We start from the raw sequence: 22,288 nt of genomic DNA, 5'->3' as shown, positions 1-22,288 counted from the left end.
GCAAAAACCAGGATAGCCTTGCAGCCCGCAAACGGCGGCACTTAAGGATCGATATGAAGTTTCTCTGCGCCTCCAGCGAACTCGCACCCAACGCCAGCCTCGGTTTCGATATCGACGGCCGCAAGCTGTTTGCCGTGCGCCGCGAAGGCATTGCCTACTTCTATATCAACCGCTGCCCACATCGCGGGGTGCCGCTGGAATGGCAGCCGCACCAGTTTCTCGACCCCAGCGCCAGCCTGATCCAGTGCGCCACCCATGGCGCGCTGTTCCTGATCGAAAGCGGTGAGTGCGTCGCCGGCCCTTGCGCCGGCCAGAGCCTGACAGCCCTGCCCGGCCGCGAGGACGAACAAGGCCTGTGGGTACAACTCTAGTCGCCGAGCAATACTTCCAGCCGGCGATCGACGCAGATTTCCTCTGACGTCACTCGTACGCCATAGGCCAGCACCTCGACGCCCGCCGCCTTGGCCTCACGCAACGCTGCCGCGTAACCGGCATCAATTTCTTCGGCAGGACGCACCGCATCGATCCCCGAGAGGTTGACGCAGTACAACTGCACTGCCCGTACACCCTCACGCGCCAGATGCGCCAGCTCACGCAGATGCTTGGCACCGCGCTGGGTCACGGCATCGGGAAACGCCGCCGTCGAGGTCCCGTCAAACCCGAGGGTGACGCTTTTGACTTCGACATATGCCGCGCCCGCCGGGTAATCCAGGCGGAAATCGATCCGGCTGTTTTCCTGGCCGTAGGCGACTTCGCGTTTCAAGGCAGTAAAGCCATTGAGCTCGGTGATAACCCCCGCGCGCAGCGCTTCTTCAACCAACTGATTGGCCCGCGCCGTGTTCACACACGCCAGGCGCCCTTGTGGGGTTTCGCTGATTTCCCAGGTGCCCGGCAGCTTGCGCTTGGGGTCATTGGAGCGGCTGAACCAGACCTGGCCACCTTCCACCATGCAGTTGAACATCGAGCCGGTGTTCGGGCAGTGAATGGTCAACAACTCGCCGGTAACGGTTTCGATATCGGCGAGAAAACGCTTGTAGCGGCGGATCAGCCGGCCTTCTTCAAGGGGAGGATTAAAGCGCATCAGCCTTGCCAACTCCGCAGGCCGCGGGCAATCCGTTCAACGGCTTGCTGTAGGCGATCAAGGTTTTGCGTGTAGGCAAAACGCACATGGTGACCGGCTTGATAACGGCCGAAATCCAGGCCCGGCGTGAACGCAACGTGCTCGGTTTCGAGGAAGTGCCGGCAAAACGCGAAGGCATCGCCGCCGAATGCGCTGATATCGGCATACAGGTAGAACGCGCCTTCCGGCTCCACGGCAATACCGAAACCCAACTCGCGCAGCGCTGGCAGCAGGAAATCGCGACGCAGGCCAAACTCGGCCCGGCGGTCTTCAAGAATGTTCAATGTTTGCGGGGTGAAGCAGGCCAGGGCCGCATGCTGGGCCATGCTCGGCGCGCTGATGTAGAGATTCTGCGCCAGCTTCTCCAGCTCACCCACCGCAGCAGGCGGCGCCACCAGCCAGCCCAGGCGCCAGCCGGTCATTCCGAAATACTTCGAAAAACTATTTAGAACGAAGGCTTCATCGTCAACTTCCAGCACGCTGGCGGCATCGGTGCCGTAGGTCAGGCCGTGGTAGATCTCATCCACCACCAAATGCCCATTGCGCGCCTTGATGGCGCTCGACAACCCCGCCAACTCGTCCCGCGTCAGGATGGTGCCGGTAGGGTTGGCAGGCGACGCGACCAACGCGCCCACGCTGTCCTGATCCCAATGGCGCGCCACCAGGTCGGCGGTCAGTTGATAACGCACCTCGGGGCCGACCGGGACCAGTTGGGCCGCGCCCTCCACCAGCCGCAGGAAGTGGCGGTTGCAGGGGTAGCCTGGGTCTGCCAGCAGCCAGTGCTTGCCAGGATCCACCAGCAGGCTGCTCGCCAGCAACAAGGCTCCCGAGCCGCCGGGAGTAATCAGAATTCGCTCGGGATCGATGCTCAACCCGTAGCGCTGCTGGTAGAAACCGCTGATGGCTTGCCGCAACTCCGGCAGCCCGCGGGCCGCGGTATAGCGGGTCTTGCCATTGGCCAGCGCCGCCTGCCCGGCCTTGATGATGGGCTCGGCGGTGGTGAAGTCCGGCTCGCCGATTTCCAGGTGAATCACGTCGTGACCGGCGGCCTGCAATTCATTGGCCCGCGCCAGCAACGCCATGACATGGAAAGGTTCGATAGCGCGGCTGCGCGCACTGTAGGGCTGAGCCATTAGCCTTCCTTAACTCTGAGGACAAACCCCGATTCTACCCAACCCGCCGCGCAAAACCTGCTCTATTGCCCCAAGACATGTAGCAAGCACGGCAAGCAACTACCTGCAAAACAGCTAAAATCAACATTCGAGACCGTACAAGCCCGCCCTGCTGGGGCCTGCGGCGGTTTGCAAGCCTCAGTAGACGGTGCCTCGACAACCGGGAGTGGCGCACCCCGAATCTATCTGGTAAGTTCGCCCGCTTGCAGCCGCAGGGCCGGCAGGTGTCGGTGATGTTGCAATCCTGCGCAATGGATTAGAAGAGTGAGAGGCGGTCCATTCATGCCCACCCAAGCAAAGCAACAGAGCATCAGCGGCTTCCAACCCTACGTCGAGGCGAAGGGTGAGGAATACATGGGCAAGCCCATGCGCGAACACTTCTCCAAGATCCTGAAGCAGTGGAAACAGGACTTGATGCAAGAGGTTGACCGTACCGTTGACCATATGAAGGACGAAGCGGCCAACTTCCCGGACCCGGCAGACCGAGCCAGCCAGGAAGAAGAGTTCGCCCTTGAACTGCGCGCCCGTGATCGCGAGCGCAAGCTGATCAAGAAGATCGACAAGACCTTGCAACTCATCGAAGACGAAGAGTACGGCTGGTGCGAGTCCTGCGGCGTCGAGATCGGTATTCGCCGCCTGGAAGCGCGTCCTACCGCCGACCTGTGCGTGGACTGCAAGACCTTGGCTGAAATCAAGGAAAAACAGGTCGGCAAGTAATCATTGCCGGGCTGAACAAATGGGGCGTGCGAACGCCCCATTTTTGTTTCTGGCGTTTGCTGGTTTTCCAGTAATATCCGGCCCATGACAGCCTCCTCCTATATCGGGCGTTTCGCCCCCACGCCCAGCGGACACCTGCACTTCGGTTCCCTGGTCGCCGCCCTCGCCTCCTACCTCGACGCCCGTGCCAATCAAGGCCGCTGGCTGATGCGCATGGAAGACCTCGACCCGCCACGGGAAGAACCCGGCGCCCAGGCCGCCATCCTGAATGCCCTGGAACGCTATGGTTTTGAATGGGACGGGGAGTTGGTCCGACAAAGCGAGCGGCACGATGCCTACGCTGAAGTGCTCAACCGCCTGTTCAATCATGGCCTGGCCTACGCCTGCACCTGCTCGCGCAAGCAACTGGAGCCCTATAACGGGATTTATCCGGGACTGTGCCGCAATGCCGGGCATGACCAGCAAGATGCCGCCATCCGCCTGCGAGTACCGGAGCTGGAGTACCACTTTACCGACCGCGTACAAGGCGAATTCCGACAGCATCTGGGTCGCGACGTAGGCGACTTCATCATCCGCCGTCGCGACGGCCTGTATGCCTACCAACTGGCGGTAGTCCTCGATGATGCCTGGCAAGGTGTGACCGACATTGTGCGTGGCGCCGACCTGCTCGACTCCACGCCGCGCCAACTGTATCTGCAAGAATTGCTGGGCCTGCGCCAACCGCGTTACCTGCATGTGCCGTTGATCATCCAGCCGGACGGTAACAAGCTGGGCAAATCCTACCGCTCACCGCCCTTGACCACTGACCAGGCCACGCCTTTGCTGTTAAGAGCACTGCGCGCCCTGGGCCAGCCGGCGGGCGACGAACTGCACCACGCCAGCCCACGGGAACTGCTGGATTGGGGCATTCAACACTGGGATGCCACACAGATCCCGCGCACACTCACGCTGGCCGAAGCGCAATTGCGCTGAAGGCGCTTGCAGCTTGCGAGCCATCCGTTACCATCGCCGCAGTTTTTCAATCAGAGGCCAACATGTACATCTATCGATTGGTCCTGCTGCTGGTCGTCGGGATCTACCTGTTTTCTCCCGCCATCATGGATTGGTGGATCGACGCCACAGGCGCCTGGTACCGGCCCTATCTGCTTTGGCTGATTCTGATCGTCGTGACTTTCATCCTGCAGAGCCAAAAAGATGCCGATGAGCTTTAGCCTGACCGAGATGCTGCTGATCAGCGCCGCCTACCTGGCCGCGTTGTTCGGGGTAGCCTGGATCAGTGAACGTGGGATGATTCCGCGGGCGATCATTCGCCATCCGTTGACCTACACCTTGTCCTTGGGCGTGTACGCGAGTGCCTGGGCGTTTTATGGCACCGTGGGCCTGGCCTATCAGTACGGTTACGGCTTTCTTTCGAGTTATCTCGGGGTGTCCGGCGCGTTTTTGCTGGCGCCGGTGCTGTTGTATCCGATCCTGAAAATCACCCGCACCTATCAGTTGTCGTCCCTGGCCGACCTGTTTGCGTTCCGTTTTCGCAGTACCTGGGCCGGTGCACTGACCACGATTTTCATGCTGATCGGCGTGCTGCCGTTGCTGGCATTGCAGATCCAGGCCGTGGCCGACTCCATCAGCATCCTCACCCGCGAACCGGTGCAACACCGCGTGGCATTGAGCTTCTGCGCACTGATCACTCTGTTCACGATTTTCTTCGGCTCACGGCATATCGCCACCCGTGAAAAACATGAAGGACTGGTGTTTGCGATCGCGTTTGAATCGGTGATCAAGCTGATCGCCATCGGCGGCGTCGGTCTGTACGCGTTGTATGGCGTATTCGACGGCCCGCAACAGCTGGAACTGTGGCTGCTGCAAAACCAGACCGCCCTGGCCGCACTGCACACGCCGTTGCAGGAAGGCCCATGGCGCACGCTGCTTTTGGTGTTCTTCGCCTCGGCGATTGTGATGCCGCACATGTACCACATGACCTTCACCGAAAACCTCAACCCGCGCTCGCTGGTCAGCGCCAGCTGGGGCTTGCCGCTGTTCCTGCTGTTGATGAGCCTGGCGGTGCCGCTGATCCTGTGGGCCGGCCTGAAACTTGGCGCCACCACCAATCCCGAATACTTCACGCTGGGCGTGGGTATTGCAGCCAACAGCAAATCCCTCGCATTGCTGGCCTATGTCGGCGGATTATCGGCCTCCAGCGGGCTGATCATCGTCAGTACCCTGGCGCTGTCGGGGATGGCGCTGAATCACCTGGTGCTGCCGCTCTACCAGCCGCCGGCCGAAGGCAATATCTACCGCTGGCTGAAATGGACCCGCCGGGCCCTGATCGTCGCGATCATCATGGCCGGCTATGGCTTCTACCTGTTGCTGGGTGCAGAACAGGACCTGGCCAACCTGGGGATTGTCGCCTTCGTCGCCACCTTGCAGTTCCTGCCGGGCGTGCTGTCGGTGCTGTACTGGCCGACCGCCAACCGCCGAGGCTTTATCGCCGGTTTGCTCGCCGGGATCCTGGTATGGACCGTGACCATGCTGCTGCCGCTGGTGGGCAACCTGCAGGGCTTCTACATCCCGCTGCTGAACATGATCTACGTGCTGGATGACACCAGTTGGCACATGGCGGCAATTGCCTCGCTGGCGGCCAACGTGCTGATGTTCACCCTGATTTCGCTGTTCACCAACGCCAGCCCCGAAGAAACCAGCGCCGCCGAAGCCTGCGCAGTGGACAACGTCCGTCGCCCGCAACGCCGCGAACTGCACGCCGCCTCACCCCAGGAATTCGCCACGCAACTGGCCAAGCCGCTGGGCGCCAAGGCCGCACAAAAGGAGGTCGAGCAGGCCCTGCGCGATCTCTACTTGCCGTTCGACGAGCGCCGGCCTTATGCCCTGCGCCGCCTGCGGGACCGTATCGAAGCCAACCTTTCCGGCCTGATGGGCCCGAGCGTGTCCCAGGACATGGTCGAGACCTTCCTGCCCTACAAGGCCGGCGGCGAAAACTACGTGACCGAAGACATCCACTTCATCGAGAGCCGGCTGGAGGATTACCACTCCCGCCTCACCGGCCTTGCCGCCGAACTCGACGCCCTGCGCCGCTATCACCGCCAGACGTTGCAGGAACTGCCGATGGGCGTCTGCTCCCTGGCCAAGGATCAAGAGATCCTGATGTGGAACAAGGCCATGGAAGAGCTCACCGGCATCGCCGCCCAACGTGTGGTGGGCTCGCGCCTGAACACCATTGGCGACCCGTGGAAAGAATTGCTCCAGGGCTTCATCAACCTGCCCGACGAACACTTGCACAAACAGCACCTGGCGCTGGATGGCCAGACCCGCTGGCTCAACCTGCACAAGGCCGCCATCGACGAGCCACTGGCGCCCGGCAACAGCGGCCTGGTGCTGCTGGTGGAAGACCTGACCGAAACCCAGATGCTCGAAGACAAGCTGGTGCACTCCGAGCGCCTGGCCAGCATCGGGCGCCTGGCCGCGGGTGTGGCCCATGAAATCGGCAATCCGATCACCGGTATCGCCTGCCTCGCGCAAAACCTGCGGGAAGAGCGCGAAGAAGACGGCGAAATCATCGAAATCAGCGGGCAGATTCTCGAGCAGACCAAGCGTGTCTCGCGCATCGTGCAGTCGCTGATGAGCTTTGCCCACGCGGGCGCCCATCAGAATCACGACGAAGCGGTGTGCCTGGCTGAAGTGGCCCAGGATGCCATTGGGCTGCTGGCCTTGAACCGGCGCAATTTCGAAGTACAGTTCTTCAACCTGTGCGACCCGGAACACTGGGTCGACGGTGATTCACAACGCCTGGCCCAAGTGCTGATCAACCTGCTGTCCAACGCCCGCGACGCATCGCCGGCCGGCAGCGCAGTACGGGTCAAGAGCGAGGCTTTCGAGCACACGGTCGATCTGATCGTCGAGGACGAAGGCAGCGGCATTCCACAGAACATCATGGATCGATTGTTCGAACCCTTCTTCACCACCAAGGATCCGGGTGAAGGTACCGGTCTGGGCCTTGCACTGGTCTATTCCATCGTTGAAGAGCATTATGGACAAATCACCATCGACAGCCCGGCTGACACCGAAAGCCAACGCGGCACCCGTATTCGGGTGACCTTGCCGCGTCATGTCGAAGCGACGTCCGCTGTGAACTGAGACCGTCGAGAGAGTTGAATCAATGCCGCACATTTTGATCGTCGAAGACGAAACCATTATCCGCTCTGCCTTGCGTCGCCTGCTTGAACGTAATCAGTACCAGGTCAGCGAAGCCGGCTCGGTGCAGGAAGCCCAAGAGCGTTTCAGCATTCCCACGTTCGACCTGATCGTCAGTGACCTGCGTTTGCCAGGCGCCCCCGGCACCGAGCTGATCAAGCTCGGCCAAGGCACTCCGGTGCTGATCATGACCAGCTACGCCAGCCTGCGCTCGGCCGTGGACTCCATGAAGATGGGCGCGGTGGACTACATCGCCAAGCCCTTCGACCACGACGAAATGCTCCAGGCCGTAGCGCGAATCCTGCGTGACCGTCAATCGGCCAGCAGCGCACCGGCTGAACGCCCGGCAGCGGGCAAGGCCGCCAATGGTTCTGAAAAACCCGGTATTGACAACAGTAACGGCGAAATCGGCATCATCGGCTCCTGCCCACCCATGCAGGACCTGTACAGCAAGATCCGCAAAGTGGCGCCAACCGACTCCAATGTACTGATCCAGGGCGAGTCCGGCACCGGTAAAGAGCTGGTGGCCCGCGCCCTGCACAACCTGTCCAAACGCGCCAAGGCACCGATGATCTCGGTGAACTGCGCGGCGATCCCCGAATCCCTGATCGAATCCGAATTGTTCGGCCATGAAAAAGGCGCCTTTACCGGCGCCAGTGCTGGCCGTGCGGGTTTGGTTGAAGCCGCCGACGGCGGCACGCTGTTCCTCGACGAGATTGGCGAGCTGCCGCTGGAAGCCCAGGCACGCTTGCTGCGGGTACTCCAGGAAGGCGAAATACGCCGCGTCGGTTCGGTACAGTCGCAGAAGGTCGACGTGCGACTGATTGCGGCCACTCACCGTGACCTGAAGAGCCTGGCCAAGATTGGCCAGTTCCGTGAAGACCTTTATTACCGCCTGCACGTGATCGCTCTCAAACTGCCGGCCTTGCGTGAGCGCGGCGCCGACGTCAACGAAATCGCCACGGCCTTCCTGGCGCGCCAGAGTGCGCGAATCAACCGTACCGACCTGAAGTTTGCTGCCGATGCCGAGCAGGCGATTCGTCACTACTCCTGGCCGGGTAACGTGCGGGAGCTGGAAAACGCGGTAGAGCGTGCGGTGATTCTGTCGGAGAGCCCGGAAATTTCCGCCGAGCTGCTGGGGATCGATATCGAGCTCAGCGACCTGGATGATGATGACTTCATCGGTTTGCCACCGCAGCAAGGTGGCGGCAGTAACAACAGCCACGAGCCGACGGAAGATTTGTCACTGGAAGATTACTTCCAGCATTTCGTGCTGGAGCACCAGGACCACATGACCGAGACCGAACTGGCGCGCAAACTGGGCGTCAGCCGTAAATGCCTGTGGGAACGGCGCCAGCGCCTGGGTATCCCGCGGCGCAAGACCGGGGTTGCCAGCGAAAGCTGAGTGGGTCGCCCCCACAGGTAACACCCGCAGATGTGAAAAAACTGTTACCGCTGATTTTTCACGTAACAAAAGCCGGGGCTTACGGTAACGAAGCCCCGGCTTTTTTTCGCCTACAAAAAACCCGAAAACGCCCCGAACCCCTTATTTTGCTGGGCCTCGCAAAAGTTGGCACGCACCCTGCTATATGCTTAGTACAAAAACAATAACAAGCAAATGTACAAGACAATAAAAATAAGACGAATCGACTCACGCATAACAAAAACAACACGGCGGAGGCGCAGCTAACTGATTCTTTTGGAGAGGCGTTGCATTTGGGGCTTGCCCCGCAACCAGGCCGAGAACAACAAAAACTGCCCTAAGGCAGAGCCTGAACTGGTTGGATCGTAGATCAGCAACACAGCGACCAAAGCAATCCGTTTGCTCTTGGCTCCCGATTGGGAGTGTCATGAAGGTGAAGCTTCATGGCGAGGGCGATCAACAAAAACAAGAAGCCCGAAACCAATAATAAAAATAGAGCACGCAACTACTTCTGGGGGAGCTTCGGCTCCCCTTGTAGTTTCTGCGATTTGGCACTTGCCACCCTTCTTTTAAGCTTCTGGCTCAAGCCTTGCAGCTAGTTCCTACACCATCCCCTGACTAAATGCTAGAATCCCGGCCCATCATGCGGTCATTCTTCGTTATGGCCGAACATTCCTTCAAACAGTGCATCCCATGCTGAAGAAGTTGTTCCAGTCATTCCGTTCTCCCTTGCGTCGTACGCAACACAAACGCAGCACGCCTGAAGTGCTCAATAGCAGCCAGCATTCGCTGCAACGCGCCCAGTTCAGCCGTTATGCGGTGAACATCGTCGAACGTTTGCAGAACGCCGGCTACCAGGCCTACCTGGTTGGCGGTTGCGTGCGCGACATGTTGCTCAATATCACTCCCAAGGATTTCGACGTCGCCACCAGCGCCACGCCGGAACAAGTGCGTGCCGAATTCCGCAATGCGCGGATCATCGGCCGGCGCTTCAAGTTGGTGCACATCCACTTTGGTCGCGAGATCATCGAGGTCGCGACCTTCCGCGCCAACCATCCGCAAAACGATGAAGAAGAAGACACTAACCAGTCTTCCCGCAACGAAAGCGGGCGCATCCTGCGGGACAACGTCTACGGCACCCTGGAAGAAGACGCGCAACGCCGCGACTTCACCATCAATGCCCTGTATTACGACCCGGTCAGCGAGCGCATTCTCGATTACGCCAATGGCGTACACGACATCCGCAACAACCTGCTGCGCCTGATCGGCGACCCGACGCAACGCTACCAGGAAGACCCGGTGCGCATGCTGCGGGCCGTGCGTTTCGCCGCCAAGCTGAACTTCGGCATCGAGAAGCACACGGCCGCGCCGATTCGTGACCTGGCACCGATGCTGCGGGAAATTCCCTCGGCCCGGCTGTTCGAAGAGGTGCTCAAGCTGTTCCTCTCCGGCTATGCTGCCGACACCTTCGAAATGCTGGTTGACCTGCAGTTGTTCGACCCACTGTTCCCGGCCAGCGCCGAAGCACTGGAGTACAACCCGACCTACACCCACACGCTGATCAGCGAAGCCTTGATCAACACCGACCTGCGCATCAAGCAGAACAAACCGGTAACCCCGGCGTTCCTGTTTGCCGCCCTGTTGTGGCCAGCGCTTCCAAAACGCGTCATGCGCTTGCAAGACCGTGGCATGCCGGCAATTCCGGCCATGCAGGAAGCCGCTCACGAGCTGATCGCCGAGCAATGCCAGCGCATCGCTATCCCGAAACGCTTCACCATGCCGATCCGCGAGATCTGGGACATGCAGGAGCGCCTGCCACGCCGCAGCGGCAAACGCGCCGATCTGCTGCTGGACAACCCGCGCTTCCGTGCCGGCTATGACTTCCTGCTGCTGCGCGAAAGCGCCGGCGAACAGACCGACGGCCTGGGCGAATGGTGGACCGACTACCAGGACGCCAACGACAGCCAGCGCCGCGAGATGATCAAAGAGCTCAGCAGCAAAGGCGAAGCCACCGGCGATGGCCCGAAAAAACGTCGCCGCAGCAGTGGCAGCAAGCGCAAACGCAGCGCTGGCGATTCATCGAGCGCGTCGGGCGAGTAAGCACGTGGAACGTATCTACGTCGGCATGGGCAGCAACCTGGCTGCCCCTGAACAACAATTGCGCGACGCCATCGAGGCCCTCGCGCAATTGCCGGACACCACGCTGGCGGGCGTCTCCGCCTTCTATCAAAGTGATTCCCTGCTCCCGGGCCAGCCGCGCTATACCAATGCGGTCGCGGCCCTGGACAGCGCGCTTGCACCACTGGAACTGCTCGATGCGCTGCAAGCCATCGAGAATGACCAGGGCCGCGAGCGTCTTGAGCGTTGGGGCCCGCGCACCCTGGACCTGGATATCCTGGTGTTTGGCGACCGGCTGATCGACGAGCCACGCCTGAAGGTGCCGCACTATCAAATGCACCTGCGGGCGTTCGTGCTTTACCCGCTGGCAGAACTGGCCCCGGCCAGCCTGCAACTGGCTGATGGCCGCCTGCTCGGCGACCTGCTGGATGCCTGCCCGTTTGTCGGCCTGGAACGCCTGCCTTCAAACCTGTAGGAGCGAGCTTGCTCGCGAAAAACCTGAGAACACCGCTGGGCGCCAGGCTTCCCGCGTCATCATTGACGACCTTCGCGAGCAAGCTCGCTCCTGCATTTACTACGCATCATTTACTGCTGAATCGCATCAGTAACAGCGGTAACACCACCGCCGTAACAATGCGGTAACACATCCAATTGACTTCCAGAGTCCTCCTCACGACTATAGGCGTCCCGCTGCCGCCTACCCGGCGCTAAAGGGCGCAATCCAGGCCTTATAAGCACTGATCCTTAAGAAAGTGCGCCTGTATAAACGAAGACTCACGCGCGTTACTCGCTGTTTCCAAGCGCCTGAATGAGGACCCTTTTCATGCCAAACGTTACCCTGAGCACCTTGCAGAGCCTCAAGCTCAAAGGTGAAAAGATCACCATGCTGACCTGCTACGACGCCACTTTTGCCCAGGCCAGCAGCCAGGCAGGAGTTGAAGTGTTGCTGGTGGGGGACTCCCTGGGCATGGTTCTACAAGGGAATGACAGCACCCTGCCCGTTACCAATGATGAAATCGCTTACCACACGGCCTGCGTCAAGCGCGGCAACGAAGGCGCCTTCATCATTGCCGACCTGCCCTTCATGGCCGATGCCACCATCGAACAGACCCTGACCAACAGTGCTCAACTGATGCGTGCCGGTGCACACATGATCAAGGTTGAAGGTGCCGCCTGGCTCGCCGAGTCGATTCGTTTGCTGGCTGAACGCGGCGTACCGGTTTGCGCGCACATGGGCCTGACGCCACAGTCGGTGAATATCCTCGGCGGCTACAAGGTACAAGGCCGCGGCGAAGCCCAGGCGCGCCAGATGCGGGCCGATGCCATCGCCCTTGAACAGGCCGGGGCGTGCATGATTCTGCTCGAATGCGTGCCAAGCGAGCTGGCAGCGGAAATCACCCAGGCCGTTAAAGTACCGGTGATCGGTATCGGCGCCGGTTCTGCCACAGACGGCCAGGTATTGGTACTGCATGACATGCTGGGCCTGTCCCTTACCGGCCGCGTGCCCAAGTTCGTGAAGAACTTCATGGCGGGCCAGGACAGTATCCAATCAGCCCTCGCCGCCTACGTCAGCGAAGTCAAAGCCGTCACCTTCCCGGGCGCCGAACACGGATTCTCCGCATGAACACCGTCAAGACCGTGCGCGAACTGCGCGCCGCCGTCACCCATGCCCGCAGCGCGGGCAAACGCATCGGCTTCGTGCCCACCATGGGCAACCTGCACAGCGGCCATGCCACGCTGGTCACCAAGGCTGCGCAACAAGCCGACTTCGTGGTGGCGAGCATTTTCGTCAACCCGCTGCAATTTGGCGCCGGCGAAGACCTGGACAAATACCCGCGCACCCTGGCGGCCGACCAGGAGAAGCTCTTGCAAGCCGGTTGCAACCTGCTGTTCGCCCCGACCGTCGAGGAGATGTACCCCGACGGCATGGCCGGCCAGACTCGCGTCAGCGTGCCGCAACTGTCCGAAGGCCTATGCGGCGCCAGCCGGCCCGGGCATTTTGAAGGCGTGGCCACGGTGGTCAGCAAGCTGTTCAACATGGTCCAGCCGGACCTGGCGATCTTTGGCCAGAAGGACTACCAGCAACTGGCGGTGATTCGCGCCATGGTCCATGACCTGAACATGCCGATCCAGATTATCGGCGAGCCGACCGTGCGCGCCGACGACGGCCTCGCGCTGTCGTCGCGCAATGGTTACCTCACCGACGAGCAGCGCGCGATCGCACCGGTGCTGTACCGCAGCCTCAGCCAGATCGCCGCCGCCATTGAAGCGGGCGACCGCGACTTCGCCAAACTGCGCGCCGCACAGGTCCAGCAGATCGAAGCGGCAGGTTTTCGCATGGACTACCTGGAGGTTCGCCAGGGCCTGCACCTGCGTCCGGCCACCGCCGAAGACAAGGACCTGGTGATCCTGGTCGCCGCCTACCTGGGCGCCACCCGGCTGATCGACAACCTGCATCTGCACCTGAACTGACCCCGCCGCACACCCCGCCTGTTGCACTGCCTGATCGGCCGGTATAAAAAAGTACCGGCCACAGCGCAGACAAAGCCAAGACAGATCGACACGCTAGGTTTAATGTATTCGCCCTACGCTCTTCGTTGGCGTTGACCGGAGCCTGTCATCTTCACAAAGACAGGACATTCCCGGCTTTCAAGTGTCCTAAAAGCAGTCCCAGCAATAAAAAGGAAACCCGCAGCGATGGCGTACTACCGCACTCCTCATGACGTTACCGCTCTGCCCGCCTGGCAAGCGCTCAATCAACATCGCCAAGCCATGCAGGATTTCAGCATGCGCGAAGCCTTTAATGCCGATCCCCAGCGCTTTACCCAGTTCACCTTGAGCAGCTGCGGACTTTTCCTCGATTACTCGAAAAACCTGATCACCAGCGAAACCCGCGACCTGCTGGTAGGCCTGGCCAAGGAAGTCGACCTTCAGGGCGCGATCAAGTCGCTGTTCAACGGCGAGCCGGTCAACTCCTCCGAAGGCCGTCCGGCGCTGCACACCGCATTGCGTCGCCCGGTGGGTGACAAGCTGTCCGTCAACGGCGTGAACATCATGCCGGACGTGCACAAGGTGCTGAACCAGATCACTGACCTGGTCGGCCGCATCCACGACGGCCTGTGGCGTGGCTACACCGAGAAGCCGATCACCGACGTGGTGAACATCGGTATCGGTGGCTCGTTCCTCGGCCCGGAGCTGGTGTCTGAAGCGCTGTTGTCCTACGCCCACAAAGGCGTGCGCTGCCATTACCTGGCGAACATCGACGGCAGCGAGTTCCACGAGCTGACCATGAAGCTGCGCGCCGAGACCACGCTGTTCATCGTCTCGTCAAAATCCTTCAACACCCTCGAAACCCTGAAAAACGCCCAGGCCGCCCGCGCCTGGTACCTGGCCCAGGGTGGCTCGGAAGCCGAGCTGTATCGCCACTTCATCGCCGTATCGAGCAACAACGCGGCGGCCGTGGCCTTCGGTATCCGCGAAGAGAACATTTTCCCGATGTGGGACTGGGTGGGCGGTCGTTACTCGCTGTGGTCGGCCATCGGCCTGCCCATCGCGCTGGCCATCGGCATGTCCAACTTCAAGGAACTGCTGTCCGGCGCCTACACCATGGACCAGCATTTCCAGACCGCTCCATTCGAGGCGAACATGCCGGTGCTGCTCGGCCTGCTGGGCGTGTGGTACGGCAACTTCTGGGGCGCGCAGAGCCACGCAATCCTGCCGTACGATCACTACCTGCGTAACATCACCAAGCACCTGCAACAGCTGGACATGGAATCCAACGGCAAGAGCGTGCGCCAGGACGGTACGCCGGTTTCCACCGACACCGGCCCGGTTATCTGGGGCGGCGTAGGCTGCAACGGCCAGCATGCTTACCACCAGCTGCTGCACCAGGGCACCCAACTGATCCCGGCCGACTTCATCGTGCCGATCGTCAGCTTCAACCCGGTTTCCGACCACCATCAGTGGCTGTACGCCAACTGCCTGTCCCAGAGCCAGGCCCTGATGCTCGGCAAGACCCGAGCCGAGGCTGAAGCCGAGCTGCGCGACAAGGGCATGGACGAAGCCGAAGTGCAGAAGCTGGCACCGCACAAGGTGATCCCGGGCAACCGTCCGAGCAACACCATTGTGGTTGAACGCATCAGCCCTCGCCGTCTTGGTGCACTGGTGGCGATGTATGAGCATAAAGTGTTCGTGCAGAGCGTCATCTGGGGCATCAACGCGTTCGACCAGTGGGGCGTGGAACTGGGCAAGGAGCTGGGCAAAGGCGTCTACAACCGCCTGACCGGCACCGAAGAACAGCCTGCGGACGATGCGTCCACCCAGGGGTTGATCAACTACTTCCGCGGCCGTCACCGCGGTTGATGGTATCAGCACTACAATGAGGGTCTGAACCTGCGGGAGCGGACCCTTGTAGGAGCTGGCTTGCCAGCGATGCAAACACCTCGGTGAAACTCACTACCGAGGTGATGCAATCGCTGGCAAGCCAGCTCCTACGAGGGTCGCAAAGCTCCCCTCTTGTCGCAAAAAACAAGAATAAGGATCCCTCATGTTCGATATCAGCACGTTCCCCACCGCCGATGCCGTCCGCCGGGCTGCGCAACTCAGTCAAGAGGAATACCAGCGCCTCTACCGCCAATCCGTCGAACAACCCGATACCTTCTGGGCCGAACAGGCCAAGCGTTTTCTCGACTGGTCCACGCCTTGGCAGACCGTTCAGAAATCCGACATCAAGACCGGCGCCGCCCAATGGTTTGCCGGTGGCCAACTGAACGTCAGTTACAACTGCATCGACCGTCACCTGGCGCAACGTGCCGACCAGCCGGCCTTCATCTGGGAAGGCGATGATCCTGCAAAGTCTTCCAAAATCACCTACCGCCAACTCCACCAAAACGTCAGCCGCCTGGCCAACGTGCTGAAAAGCCGTGGCGTAAAGAAAGGCGACCGCGTGTGTATCTACATGCCGATGATTCCCGAGGCGGCCTACGCGATGCTGGCCTGTACGCGGATTGGTGCGGTGCATTCGGTGGTGTTTGGCGGATTCTCGCCGGACGCCCTGCGCGACCGCATTCTCGACGCCGATTGCCGCACGGTGATCACCGCCGATGAAGGCGTGCGCGGCGGCAAGCCGGTGGCGCTGAAACAGAATGTCGACAAGGCTCTGGCCAGTTGCCCGGGTGTCAGCACGGTACTGGTGGTGCAGCGCACTGGCGCGGCAGTCAATTGGACTGAAGGGCGCGACCTCAAGTATCAACAGGCCCTGGATGCAGCCAGCGACGACTGCCCGCCCGAGCCGATGGATGCGGAAGACCCGCTGTTTATCCTCTACACCTCCGGCAGCACCGGCAAACCCAAAGGTGTGTTGCACACCACCGGCGGTTACCTGCTGCAGGCTGCGATGACCTTCAAGTACGTGCTCGATTACCGCGAAGGCGAAGTGTTCTGGTGCACCGCCGATGTCGGCTGGGTCACCGGCCACAGCTATATCGTGTACGGGCCACTGGCCAATGGTGCGACCTCGCTGATGTTCGAAGGCGTGCCGAGCTACCCGGACAGCTCGCGGTTCTGGCAGGTGATCGACAAACACAAGGTCAACATCTTCTACACAGCGCCGACCGCGTTACGCGCGCTGATGCGGGAAGGCCACGGCCCACTGGAAAACACTTCCCGCGCCAGCCTGCGCCTGCTGGGCAGTGTCGGCGAGCCAATCAACCCGGAAGCCTGGGACTGGTACTTCAATGCCGTGGGCGAACAACGCTGCCCGATTGTCGACACCTGGTGGCAGACCGAAACCGGCGGCATCATGCTCAGCCCGCTGGTCAGCGCCCAGCGGATCAAGCCTGGCTGCGCCACCCAGCCGATGTTTGGCGTGGTGCCGGTGCTGCTCGATGAGCAAGGCAAGGAAATCAGTGGCGCCGGCAGCGGCGTGCTGGCGATCAAATCCAGCTGGCCGGGGCAGATCCGCAGCGTGTACGGCGACCCTCAGCGGATGATCGACACCTATTTCAAACCCTACCCCGGCTACTACTTTACCGGCGACGGCGCGCGGCGCGACGAGGACGGTGACTACTGGATCACCGGCCGCATCGACGACGTGATCAACGTTTCCGGGCACCGCATCGGCACCGCCGAAGTCGAAAGCGCCCTGGTGCTGCATGATCAGGTCGCAGAAGCCGCGGTGGTCGGTTATCCACACGACGTAAAAGGCCAGGGCATCTATGCCTTCGTCACGCCCATGAATGGCGTCGAGCCCGACGACGCGCTGAAAAAGCACCTGCTGGACCTGGTCAGCAAGGAAATCGGCAGCTTCGCCAAGCCCGAGCTGATTCAATGGGCGCCGGCCTTGCCGAAAACCCGCTCAGGCAAGATCATGCGGCGGATCCTGCGCAAGATTGCCTGCAACGAGCTGGACAGCCTGGGAGACACATCCACACTGGCCGACCCGAGCGTGGTGGACGGCCTGATCGACAAGCGCCTCAACCGCTAGGAACCCATGGAATTCATTCGCAGCCGCATCGAAAACCAGCTGATGAGCCTGACCGGCTTGTCGCTAGGCCAACTCGACCTGGAGAACCCCAAGGGCGATCCGGGTCTCTTTGGGCCGAACTCGGTGAGCTGGAAGGTCCATGGCGACTTCAGCAGCATGTTGATCGGCGGCATCAGCGCGTTGATGTTGCAGGCATTGCACCCGCTGGCGTTGGCCGGCGTGTGGGACCACTCGAACTTTCGGCAGGACATGCTGGGGCGGTTACGACGCACCTCGCAGTTCATTTCCGGCACCACGTTTGGTTCGCGGCGTGACGCCGAATGGCTGATCGAGAAAGTGCGCACCATTCACCTGCAAGTGGTCGGCCATGCACCGGACGGCCGACCGTATGCCGCCAGTGATCCCGAGTTGCTGACCTGGGTGCATGTGGCGGAGGTCAGCAACTTTCTCGCGGCCCACCTGCGTTATCGCAACCCGGATTTATCTCCGAGGGATCAAGACCGGTACTACAGCGAAATCGCCCTGGTGGCCGAGCAATTGGGCGCGCGCCATGTGCCGCGTTCGCGCCAGGAAATTTCCGATTACCTTGAGCGTATTCGTCCGCAACTGCTGTGTGACCAGCGCAGCCACGAAGTCCTGCGCCTGCTGCTCAATGCGCCGTCTCCGAGCACCCTGGCCAAGCCGTTTGGCTCGCTGATGATGCAGGCCGGTATCGACCTGCTGCCGGACTGGGCCAGCGACATGCTCGGGCAGAAGCAAAGCCCGATCCAGCGCCAAATGATTCGTGCCGGGGTCAGGCGCAGCGCGCCGTTGTTGCGCTGGGCCATGCGCAATGGTTCGGTGCAGCGGGCCCACAGGCGAATGGGCCTGCTGGAGCCATAACTGTTAAACTCCCGCGCCCCAATTACTCTGCAAGGCGCGCACTATGTCTTCCTTGAATCAGGCGCTGCGCGCCGCCCTCGATCATCGCCAGGACCTGCTCGCCGAGCTGCATGCACAAGGTACCGATTGCTATCGCCTGTTCCACGGCAGCCAGGAAGGCGCCGGCGGCCTGACGATCGACCGCTACGGCCCGCAACTGCTGGTGCAGAGTTTTCACCAGTCGCTGGAAAGCGACGACCTGTTGCACCTGCATCAAGCAATCAACCAGCACCTGGGGCTTGAACTGCTGCTGGTCTACAACGACCGCTCCCGGGGCAACTCGCGCATCGACCGTGAAGACACGGTGTACCGCGCCGAGCCCGCAGCCCTGGAAGATCTGGTCGGCCACGAATGGGGCCTCAATTACCGCGTGCGCGGCCGCCATGCCGGGCAAGACCCGCTGTTGTTCCTGGACCTGCGCAACACCCGTGGCTGGGTCAAGGCACACAGCGCCGGCAAAAGCGTGCTGAACCTGTTTGCCTACACCTGCGGCGTAGGCCTGAGTGCTGCTGCCGGTGGCGCTCGTGAGGTGTGCAACCTGGACTTTGCCGAGGGCAACCTGGCGGTCGGTCGCGAAAACGGTCAACTCAACCCGCAATTGCCGACGATGGAATTCATCCAGTCCGACTACTTCCCGGCAATCCGCCAGCTGACCGGCCTGCCCATCAGCCAGCGTCGGGGGCAGAAGCTGCCGAGTTACCCGCGCCTGGAGCAGCGTCAATACGATCTGGTACTGCTCGACCCACCCGCCTGGGCCAAGAGTGCCTTCGGTACCGTCGACCTGCTGCGCGACTACCAGAGCCTGCTCAAGCCGGCGCTGCTGGCCACGGCCGACAACGGCGTGCTGATCTGCTGCAACAACCTGGCGAAAGTCGGTATGGACGACTGGCGTGACCAGGTCCTGCGCTGTGCGGAAAAGGCCGGGCGCCCGGTGCGCGACTGGCAGGTCATGACACCCGGCGCAGACTTCCCGTCCCACGACCAGCAACCACCGCTGAAGACCCTGATCCTGCAACTGTAGGACTTGTCCCAAAAGGGTCAGGGCGCAGTAATAAAGGCCCGGCTCTTCGGAACCGTAAACCCGTGCCATACTCCAAGGCACTCTTGATTGACATAGATGGCGTCACATATGCCCAAAGGATTGATTCGCGCCGCTGGCGCCTTGCTGACCGCCCTTGCCCTGTACAGCTTGCTGGGCTTCCTGATTCTCCCCGGCATTGCCCTTCGCGTGGCCAACCAACAGTTGGCCAACTACGCCACGGTGCCGGCGCGTGTCGAGCGTATCGAGCTCAACCCGTTCAGCCTCGAACTGACCGTGTGGGGCCTGAATATCGGTGAGCCGGGCAAGGAGCAAGTGGCCTTTGAACGCCTCTATGCCAACCTGCAGATCGACAGCCTGTGGACCCGCGCCCTGCACCTGGCCGACGTACAACTCGACAAGCCCAAGACCGAGCTGCTGTTCGACAAATCCGGCCAGCTCAACCTGGCGCAGCTGTTCAAACTCCCGGCCAGCGAACCGACACCAACCGATCCAAACGCCAAGCCATTCCCGCTGCGCATCGATAACATCAAGCTGGCAGGCGGCTATGTGCACTTCCAGGATTTGCGCCCGAGCGAGCCGATCGAGTTTCTCTACGACAAACTCGATTTCGAGCTGAAAAACCTCAGCACGCTGCCCGATGACAACGCCGACATGACCCTGGTGGCAGCCGGCCCTGAAGGCGGCCAGATCGACTGGACCGGCAACTTCAGCCTGATCCCGATCGCCTCCGAGGGCAAACTCAAGGTTACCGACGGCAAGATGAAAGTCTGGTGGCCGTATGTACGTGACGCGGTGCCGCTGGTTCTGGAAGACGGCATCCTCAACTTCAGCACCGACTACAAGCTGAGCCTGGCCAAGGAAACCGAGCTGAACCTGACCAACGTCGCCCTGAGTGTCGCGCCGTTTGCGATCAAGGCACCGGATGGCCGGCCGCTCGCGCGCCTGCAGAAGCTGGACGTCAGCGAAACCACCGTGGACCTGGCCAAACAGCAAGTCATCGTCGGCAAGATCCGCAGTAATAAACTCGAAACCTGGGCCGCCCTTGAAGCCGACGGCCAGCTGGACTGGCAGAAGCTGTTTGCCAGCCAACCGAGCAAACCTGCAACTGCACCCGCAGCCGAGCCAGCCACCGCACCCGCTACCGCCGACTCGCCAAAACCTGCACCGGCAGCGCCGAGCAAGCCTTGGCAAGTGCTGCTCAAGGACGTGCAACTGCGCGACTATCAAGTGCATCTGGCTGACCGCTCGGCCAAACCGGCAGTCGCCCTGGAAGTCGGGCCGCTGAACCTTGACCTGCAGGGTTTCGACAGCCTTAACCAGAGCCCTTTTACCCTCAAGCTCGATACCGGCGTAGGCAAACAAGGCAAGCTCGAGGCGACCGGCCAGGTCAACCTGAGCCCGGTCAGCGCCAAGCTGAAAGTGGACACCAAAGACATCGACCTGCGCGTCGCCCAGTCGTATATCAGCCCGTTTATCCGCCTGGAACTGCGTAGCGGCATGCTCGGCAGCAACCTCGACGTGAACCTGAAAAGCACCGCCCCCCTGGCATTCCAGGTGACCGGCCGGGCCCAGGTCGACCAGTTGCACACCCTGGACACCATGAAGACCCGGGACTTCCTCAAGTGGCAGCGCCTGGTGCTGGAAGGCGTGAATTATCAACATGGCGACAGCCTGTCGATCGACAAGGTCAACCTGTTGCAGCCCTATGCGCGCTTCATGATCAACGATGACCGCACCACCAACATCGATGACCTGCTGATCCCGCAGCCGGCCAACAGCCCCGGCAAGTCCGCGGCGAAACCTGCGGCCAGCAAAGAGAAGCCCCTGGGCATTCATATTGGTCAAATTGCGATCAACGACGGCTCGGCCAACTTCGCCGACTTCAGCCTGACCCCGAACTTCGCCACGGCCATCCAGCAGCTCAACGGCCAGATCGGCACCATTGACAGTCGCCAGGCCAAACCGGCGAGCGTCGACGTCAAGGGCAAGGTTGACCGTTATGCACCGGTCACCATCAAGGGCAGCGTGAATCCGTTTGACCCGATGGCCGCACTGGATATCGCCACCAGCTTCAAACGCGTCGAACTGACCACCCTGACGCCATACTCGGGCAAGTTTGCCGGGTTCCGCATCCGCAAGGGTCGGCTCAACCTTGACCTGCATTACGTCATCACCAAGGGCCAGTTGAAGGCCGAAAACAAGGTGGTGGTCGAGCAACTGCAACTGGGTGAGAAGGTCGACAGCGCCGACGCCGTGGACCTGCCGATTCGCCTGGCGATAGCCCTGCTCAAGGACTCCGACGGCAAGATCTCGATCGAACTGCCGGTGACCGGCGACTTGAACAACCCGCAGTTCAGCGTCATGCCGATTGTCTGGCAGACCCTGCGCAACCTGGTAGTACGTGCGGCCACGGCGCCATTCAAGTTCATTGGCGGCCTGATCAGCGGTGGTGGTGCCCAAGACCTTGGCAACGTGTCGTTTGCCGCAGGCTCCAGCGAGCTGAGCAAGGATTCCCAGTCGGCCCTCGACAGCCTGGCCAAAGCCCTCAAGGAGCGCCCAGCGCTGCGCCTGGAGATCGAAGGCACCGCCGCTGCCAGCAGTGACGGCCCGCTTTTGGCCGCACAACGGCTGGAACGCGAATACCAGTACAACTACTACAAGATCCTCCAGCGCCGTGGCGACAAGGTACCGGCCCAGGCGTCGCTGCTTGAAGTACCGGAAAAGGAAAAGGCGCCGCTGCTGGAAGGCATCTACCGCACCCGCCTGAAGCAACAGCCTCCGGCCGAATGGAAAGACCTGAGCAATGACGAGCGCACCGCCAAGCTGCGGGACGGTGTGATCAAGTTCTGGAGTGGCAGTGACGTGTTGCTGCGCCAACTGGGCCAGGACCGCGCCAGCGCGATCAAGGACTACCTGGTAGACAAGGCGCAGCTGGAAGATGAGCGGGTTTACTTTATCGATGCAAACCTTGGGGAAGCGGAGAAAGATGGTCGGGTGGTAACACCGATGCATCTGGATGCCGAATAAACCGGCACCCGCTGAGTACCTGTGGCGAGGGGGCTTGTCCCCCGTTGGGCTGCGTAGC

The 22,288-nt window shown here is 61.2% G+C and carries 17 protein-coding genes; 15 read left to right on the top strand and 2 right to left on the bottom strand.

The window, feature by feature from the left end:
- Positions 1-53: 53 nt before the first annotated feature.
- Complete coding sequence (locus tag HX786_RS27445) at positions 54-371, top strand: Rieske (2Fe-2S) protein (protein WP_003212149.1); 318 nt, start codon at positions 54-56, stop codon at positions 369-371.
- Here HX786_RS27445 and sfsA read toward each other — a convergent pair.
- Positions 368-1,081 carry a DNA/RNA nuclease SfsA gene (sfsA, locus tag HX786_RS27440; protein WP_003212151.1) on the bottom strand — a complete coding sequence of 238 codons (714 nt, stop codon included), beginning with the start codon at positions 1,079-1,081 and terminating at the stop codon, positions 368-370. The two genes, HX786_RS27445 and sfsA, sit on opposite strands and share 4 nt — an antisense overlap.
- Entirely contained in the window at positions 1,081-2,253 is a 1,173-nt protein-coding gene (locus HX786_RS27435) for a pyridoxal phosphate-dependent aminotransferase (RefSeq protein WP_178912870.1), read from the bottom strand. The genes sfsA and HX786_RS27435 overlap by 1 nt, the downstream gene beginning before the upstream one ends.
- A gap of 321 nt (positions 2,254-2,574) precedes the next feature.
- Here HX786_RS27435 and dksA point away from each other — a divergent pair, with 321 nt between their 5' ends.
- The 14 genes from dksA to HX786_RS27365 all read left to right on the top strand — a co-directional run bounded on the left by dksA (position 2,575) and on the right by HX786_RS27365 (position 22,230).
- Positions 2,575-3,009 carry an RNA polymerase-binding protein DksA gene (gene dksA, locus HX786_RS27430; protein ID WP_003212154.1) on the top strand — a complete coding sequence of 145 codons (435 nt, stop codon included), beginning with the start codon at positions 2,575-2,577 and terminating at the stop codon, positions 3,007-3,009.
- 84 nt (positions 3,010-3,093) lie between these two features.
- Entirely contained in the window at positions 3,094-3,981 is an 888-nt protein-coding gene (gene gluQRS / locus HX786_RS27425) for a tRNA glutamyl-Q(34) synthetase GluQRS (RefSeq protein WP_003212155.1), read from the top strand.
- Between the two features lie 62 nt (positions 3,982-4,043).
- Positions 4,044-4,220 (top strand): hypothetical protein, encoded by a 177-nt coding sequence (locus HX786_RS27420; RefSeq protein WP_003176118.1) that lies wholly within the window; start codon positions 4,044-4,046, stop codon positions 4,218-4,220.
- A complete protein-coding gene (locus HX786_RS27415; protein WP_023659379.1) occupies positions 4,204-7,158 on the top strand; it encodes a sensor histidine kinase in 2,955 nt (984 codons plus the stop codon). The genes HX786_RS27420 and HX786_RS27415 overlap by 17 nt, the downstream gene beginning before the upstream one ends.
- Positions 7,159-7,180: 22 nt before the next feature.
- On the top strand, positions 7,181-8,620 hold the full coding sequence (locus HX786_RS27410) for a sigma-54 dependent transcriptional regulator (protein ID WP_003212159.1): 1,440 nt from the start codon (positions 7,181-7,183) through the stop codon (positions 8,618-8,620).
- Positions 8,621-9,331: 711 nt separating this feature from the next.
- Positions 9,332-10,738 (top strand): polynucleotide adenylyltransferase PcnB, encoded by a 1,407-nt coding sequence (locus tag HX786_RS27405; RefSeq protein ID WP_003212161.1) that lies wholly within the window; start codon positions 9,332-9,334, stop codon positions 10,736-10,738.
- Positions 10,739-10,742: 4 nt separating this feature from the next.
- The gene (gene folK / locus HX786_RS27400) at positions 10,743-11,231 is read left to right on the top strand and encodes a 2-amino-4-hydroxy-6-hydroxymethyldihydropteridine diphosphokinase (RefSeq protein ID WP_003212163.1); all 489 of its coding nucleotides are present in this window, start codon (positions 10,743-10,745) and stop codon (positions 11,229-11,231) included.
- Between the two features lie 348 nt (positions 11,232-11,579).
- Positions 11,580-12,380: a 3-methyl-2-oxobutanoate hydroxymethyltransferase gene (gene panB, locus HX786_RS27395; protein WP_008436874.1), complete on the top strand. Its 801-nt coding sequence runs from the start codon at positions 11,580-11,582 to the stop codon at positions 12,378-12,380.
- The gene (gene panC, locus HX786_RS27390; RefSeq protein ID WP_003212166.1) at positions 12,377-13,228 is read left to right on the top strand and encodes a pantoate--beta-alanine ligase; all 852 of its coding nucleotides are present in this window, start codon (positions 12,377-12,379) and stop codon (positions 13,226-13,228) included. Before panB ends, panC begins: the two co-directional genes overlap by 4 nt.
- 225 nt (positions 13,229-13,453) lie before the next feature.
- Positions 13,454-15,118 carry a glucose-6-phosphate isomerase gene (gene pgi / locus HX786_RS27385; protein WP_003212168.1) on the top strand — a complete coding sequence of 555 codons (1,665 nt, stop codon included), beginning with the start codon at positions 13,454-13,456 and terminating at the stop codon, positions 15,116-15,118.
- A gap of 184 nt (positions 15,119-15,302) precedes the next feature.
- Positions 15,303-17,240, top strand: coding sequence for an acetate--CoA ligase (gene acs / locus HX786_RS27380; protein WP_178912869.1), 1,938 nt, complete (start codon positions 15,303-15,305; stop codon positions 17,238-17,240).
- 6 nt (positions 17,241-17,246) lie between these two features.
- Positions 17,247-18,122 carry an oxygenase MpaB family protein gene (locus HX786_RS27375; RefSeq protein WP_008436867.1) on the top strand — a complete coding sequence of 292 codons (876 nt, stop codon included), beginning with the start codon at positions 17,247-17,249 and terminating at the stop codon, positions 18,120-18,122.
- 43 nt (positions 18,123-18,165) lie between these two features.
- Positions 18,166-19,182 (top strand): class I SAM-dependent rRNA methyltransferase, encoded by a 1,017-nt coding sequence (locus tag HX786_RS27370; RefSeq protein ID WP_178912868.1) that lies wholly within the window; start codon positions 18,166-18,168, stop codon positions 19,180-19,182.
- A gap of 108 nt (positions 19,183-19,290) precedes the next feature.
- Positions 19,291-22,230, top strand: coding sequence for a DUF748 domain-containing protein (locus HX786_RS27365; RefSeq protein ID WP_003212176.1), 2,940 nt, complete (start codon positions 19,291-19,293; stop codon positions 22,228-22,230).
- Positions 22,231-22,288: the final 58 nt, after the last annotated feature.

Source organism: Pseudomonas sp. 21615526 (genome assembly GCF_013386245.1).
Lineage (GTDB): Bacteria > Pseudomonadota > Gammaproteobacteria > Pseudomonadales > Pseudomonadaceae > Aquipseudomonas.
The sequence above is the reverse complement of the archived record's forward strand: the minus strand, read 5'-3'. Positions and strand labels throughout refer to the sequence as shown.

Coding starts and splice junctions, on each gene's coding strand:
- HX786_RS27435 (WP_178912870.1), bottom strand. CDS start 2,253: ATGGCTCAGCCCTACAGTGCGCGCAGCCGCGCTATCGAACCTTTCCAT.
- HX786_RS27415 (WP_023659379.1), top strand. CDS start 4,204: ATGCCGATGAGCTTTAGCCTGACCGAGATGCTGCTGATCAGCGCCGCC.
- HX786_RS27365 (WP_003212176.1), top strand. CDS start 19,291: ATGCCCAAAGGATTGATTCGCGCCGCTGGCGCCTTGCTGACCGCCCTT.
- HX786_RS27370 (WP_178912868.1), top strand. CDS start 18,166: ATGTCTTCCTTGAATCAGGCGCTGCGCGCCGCCCTCGATCATCGCCAG.
- panB (WP_008436874.1), top strand. CDS start 11,580: ATGCCAAACGTTACCCTGAGCACCTTGCAGAGCCTCAAGCTCAAAGGT.
- HX786_RS27445 (WP_003212149.1), top strand. CDS start 54: ATGAAGTTTCTCTGCGCCTCCAGCGAACTCGCACCCAACGCCAGCCTC.
- HX786_RS27405 (WP_003212161.1), top strand. CDS start 9,332: ATGCTGAAGAAGTTGTTCCAGTCATTCCGTTCTCCCTTGCGTCGTACG.
- sfsA (WP_003212151.1), bottom strand. CDS start 1,081: ATGCGCTTTAATCCTCCCCTTGAAGAAGGCCGGCTGATCCGCCGCTAC.
- acs (WP_178912869.1), top strand. CDS start 15,303: ATGTTCGATATCAGCACGTTCCCCACCGCCGATGCCGTCCGCCGGGCT.
- dksA (WP_003212154.1), top strand. CDS start 2,575: ATGCCCACCCAAGCAAAGCAACAGAGCATCAGCGGCTTCCAACCCTAC.
- HX786_RS27420 (WP_003176118.1), top strand. CDS start 4,044: ATGTACATCTATCGATTGGTCCTGCTGCTGGTCGTCGGGATCTACCTG.
- panC (WP_003212166.1), top strand. CDS start 12,377: ATGAACACCGTCAAGACCGTGCGCGAACTGCGCGCCGCCGTCACCCAT.
- HX786_RS27410 (WP_003212159.1), top strand. CDS start 7,181: ATGCCGCACATTTTGATCGTCGAAGACGAAACCATTATCCGCTCTGCC.
- gluQRS (WP_003212155.1), top strand. CDS start 3,094: ATGACAGCCTCCTCCTATATCGGGCGTTTCGCCCCCACGCCCAGCGGA.
- pgi (WP_003212168.1), top strand. CDS start 13,454: ATGGCGTACTACCGCACTCCTCATGACGTTACCGCTCTGCCCGCCTGG.
- HX786_RS27375 (WP_008436867.1), top strand. CDS start 17,247: ATGGAATTCATTCGCAGCCGCATCGAAAACCAGCTGATGAGCCTGACC.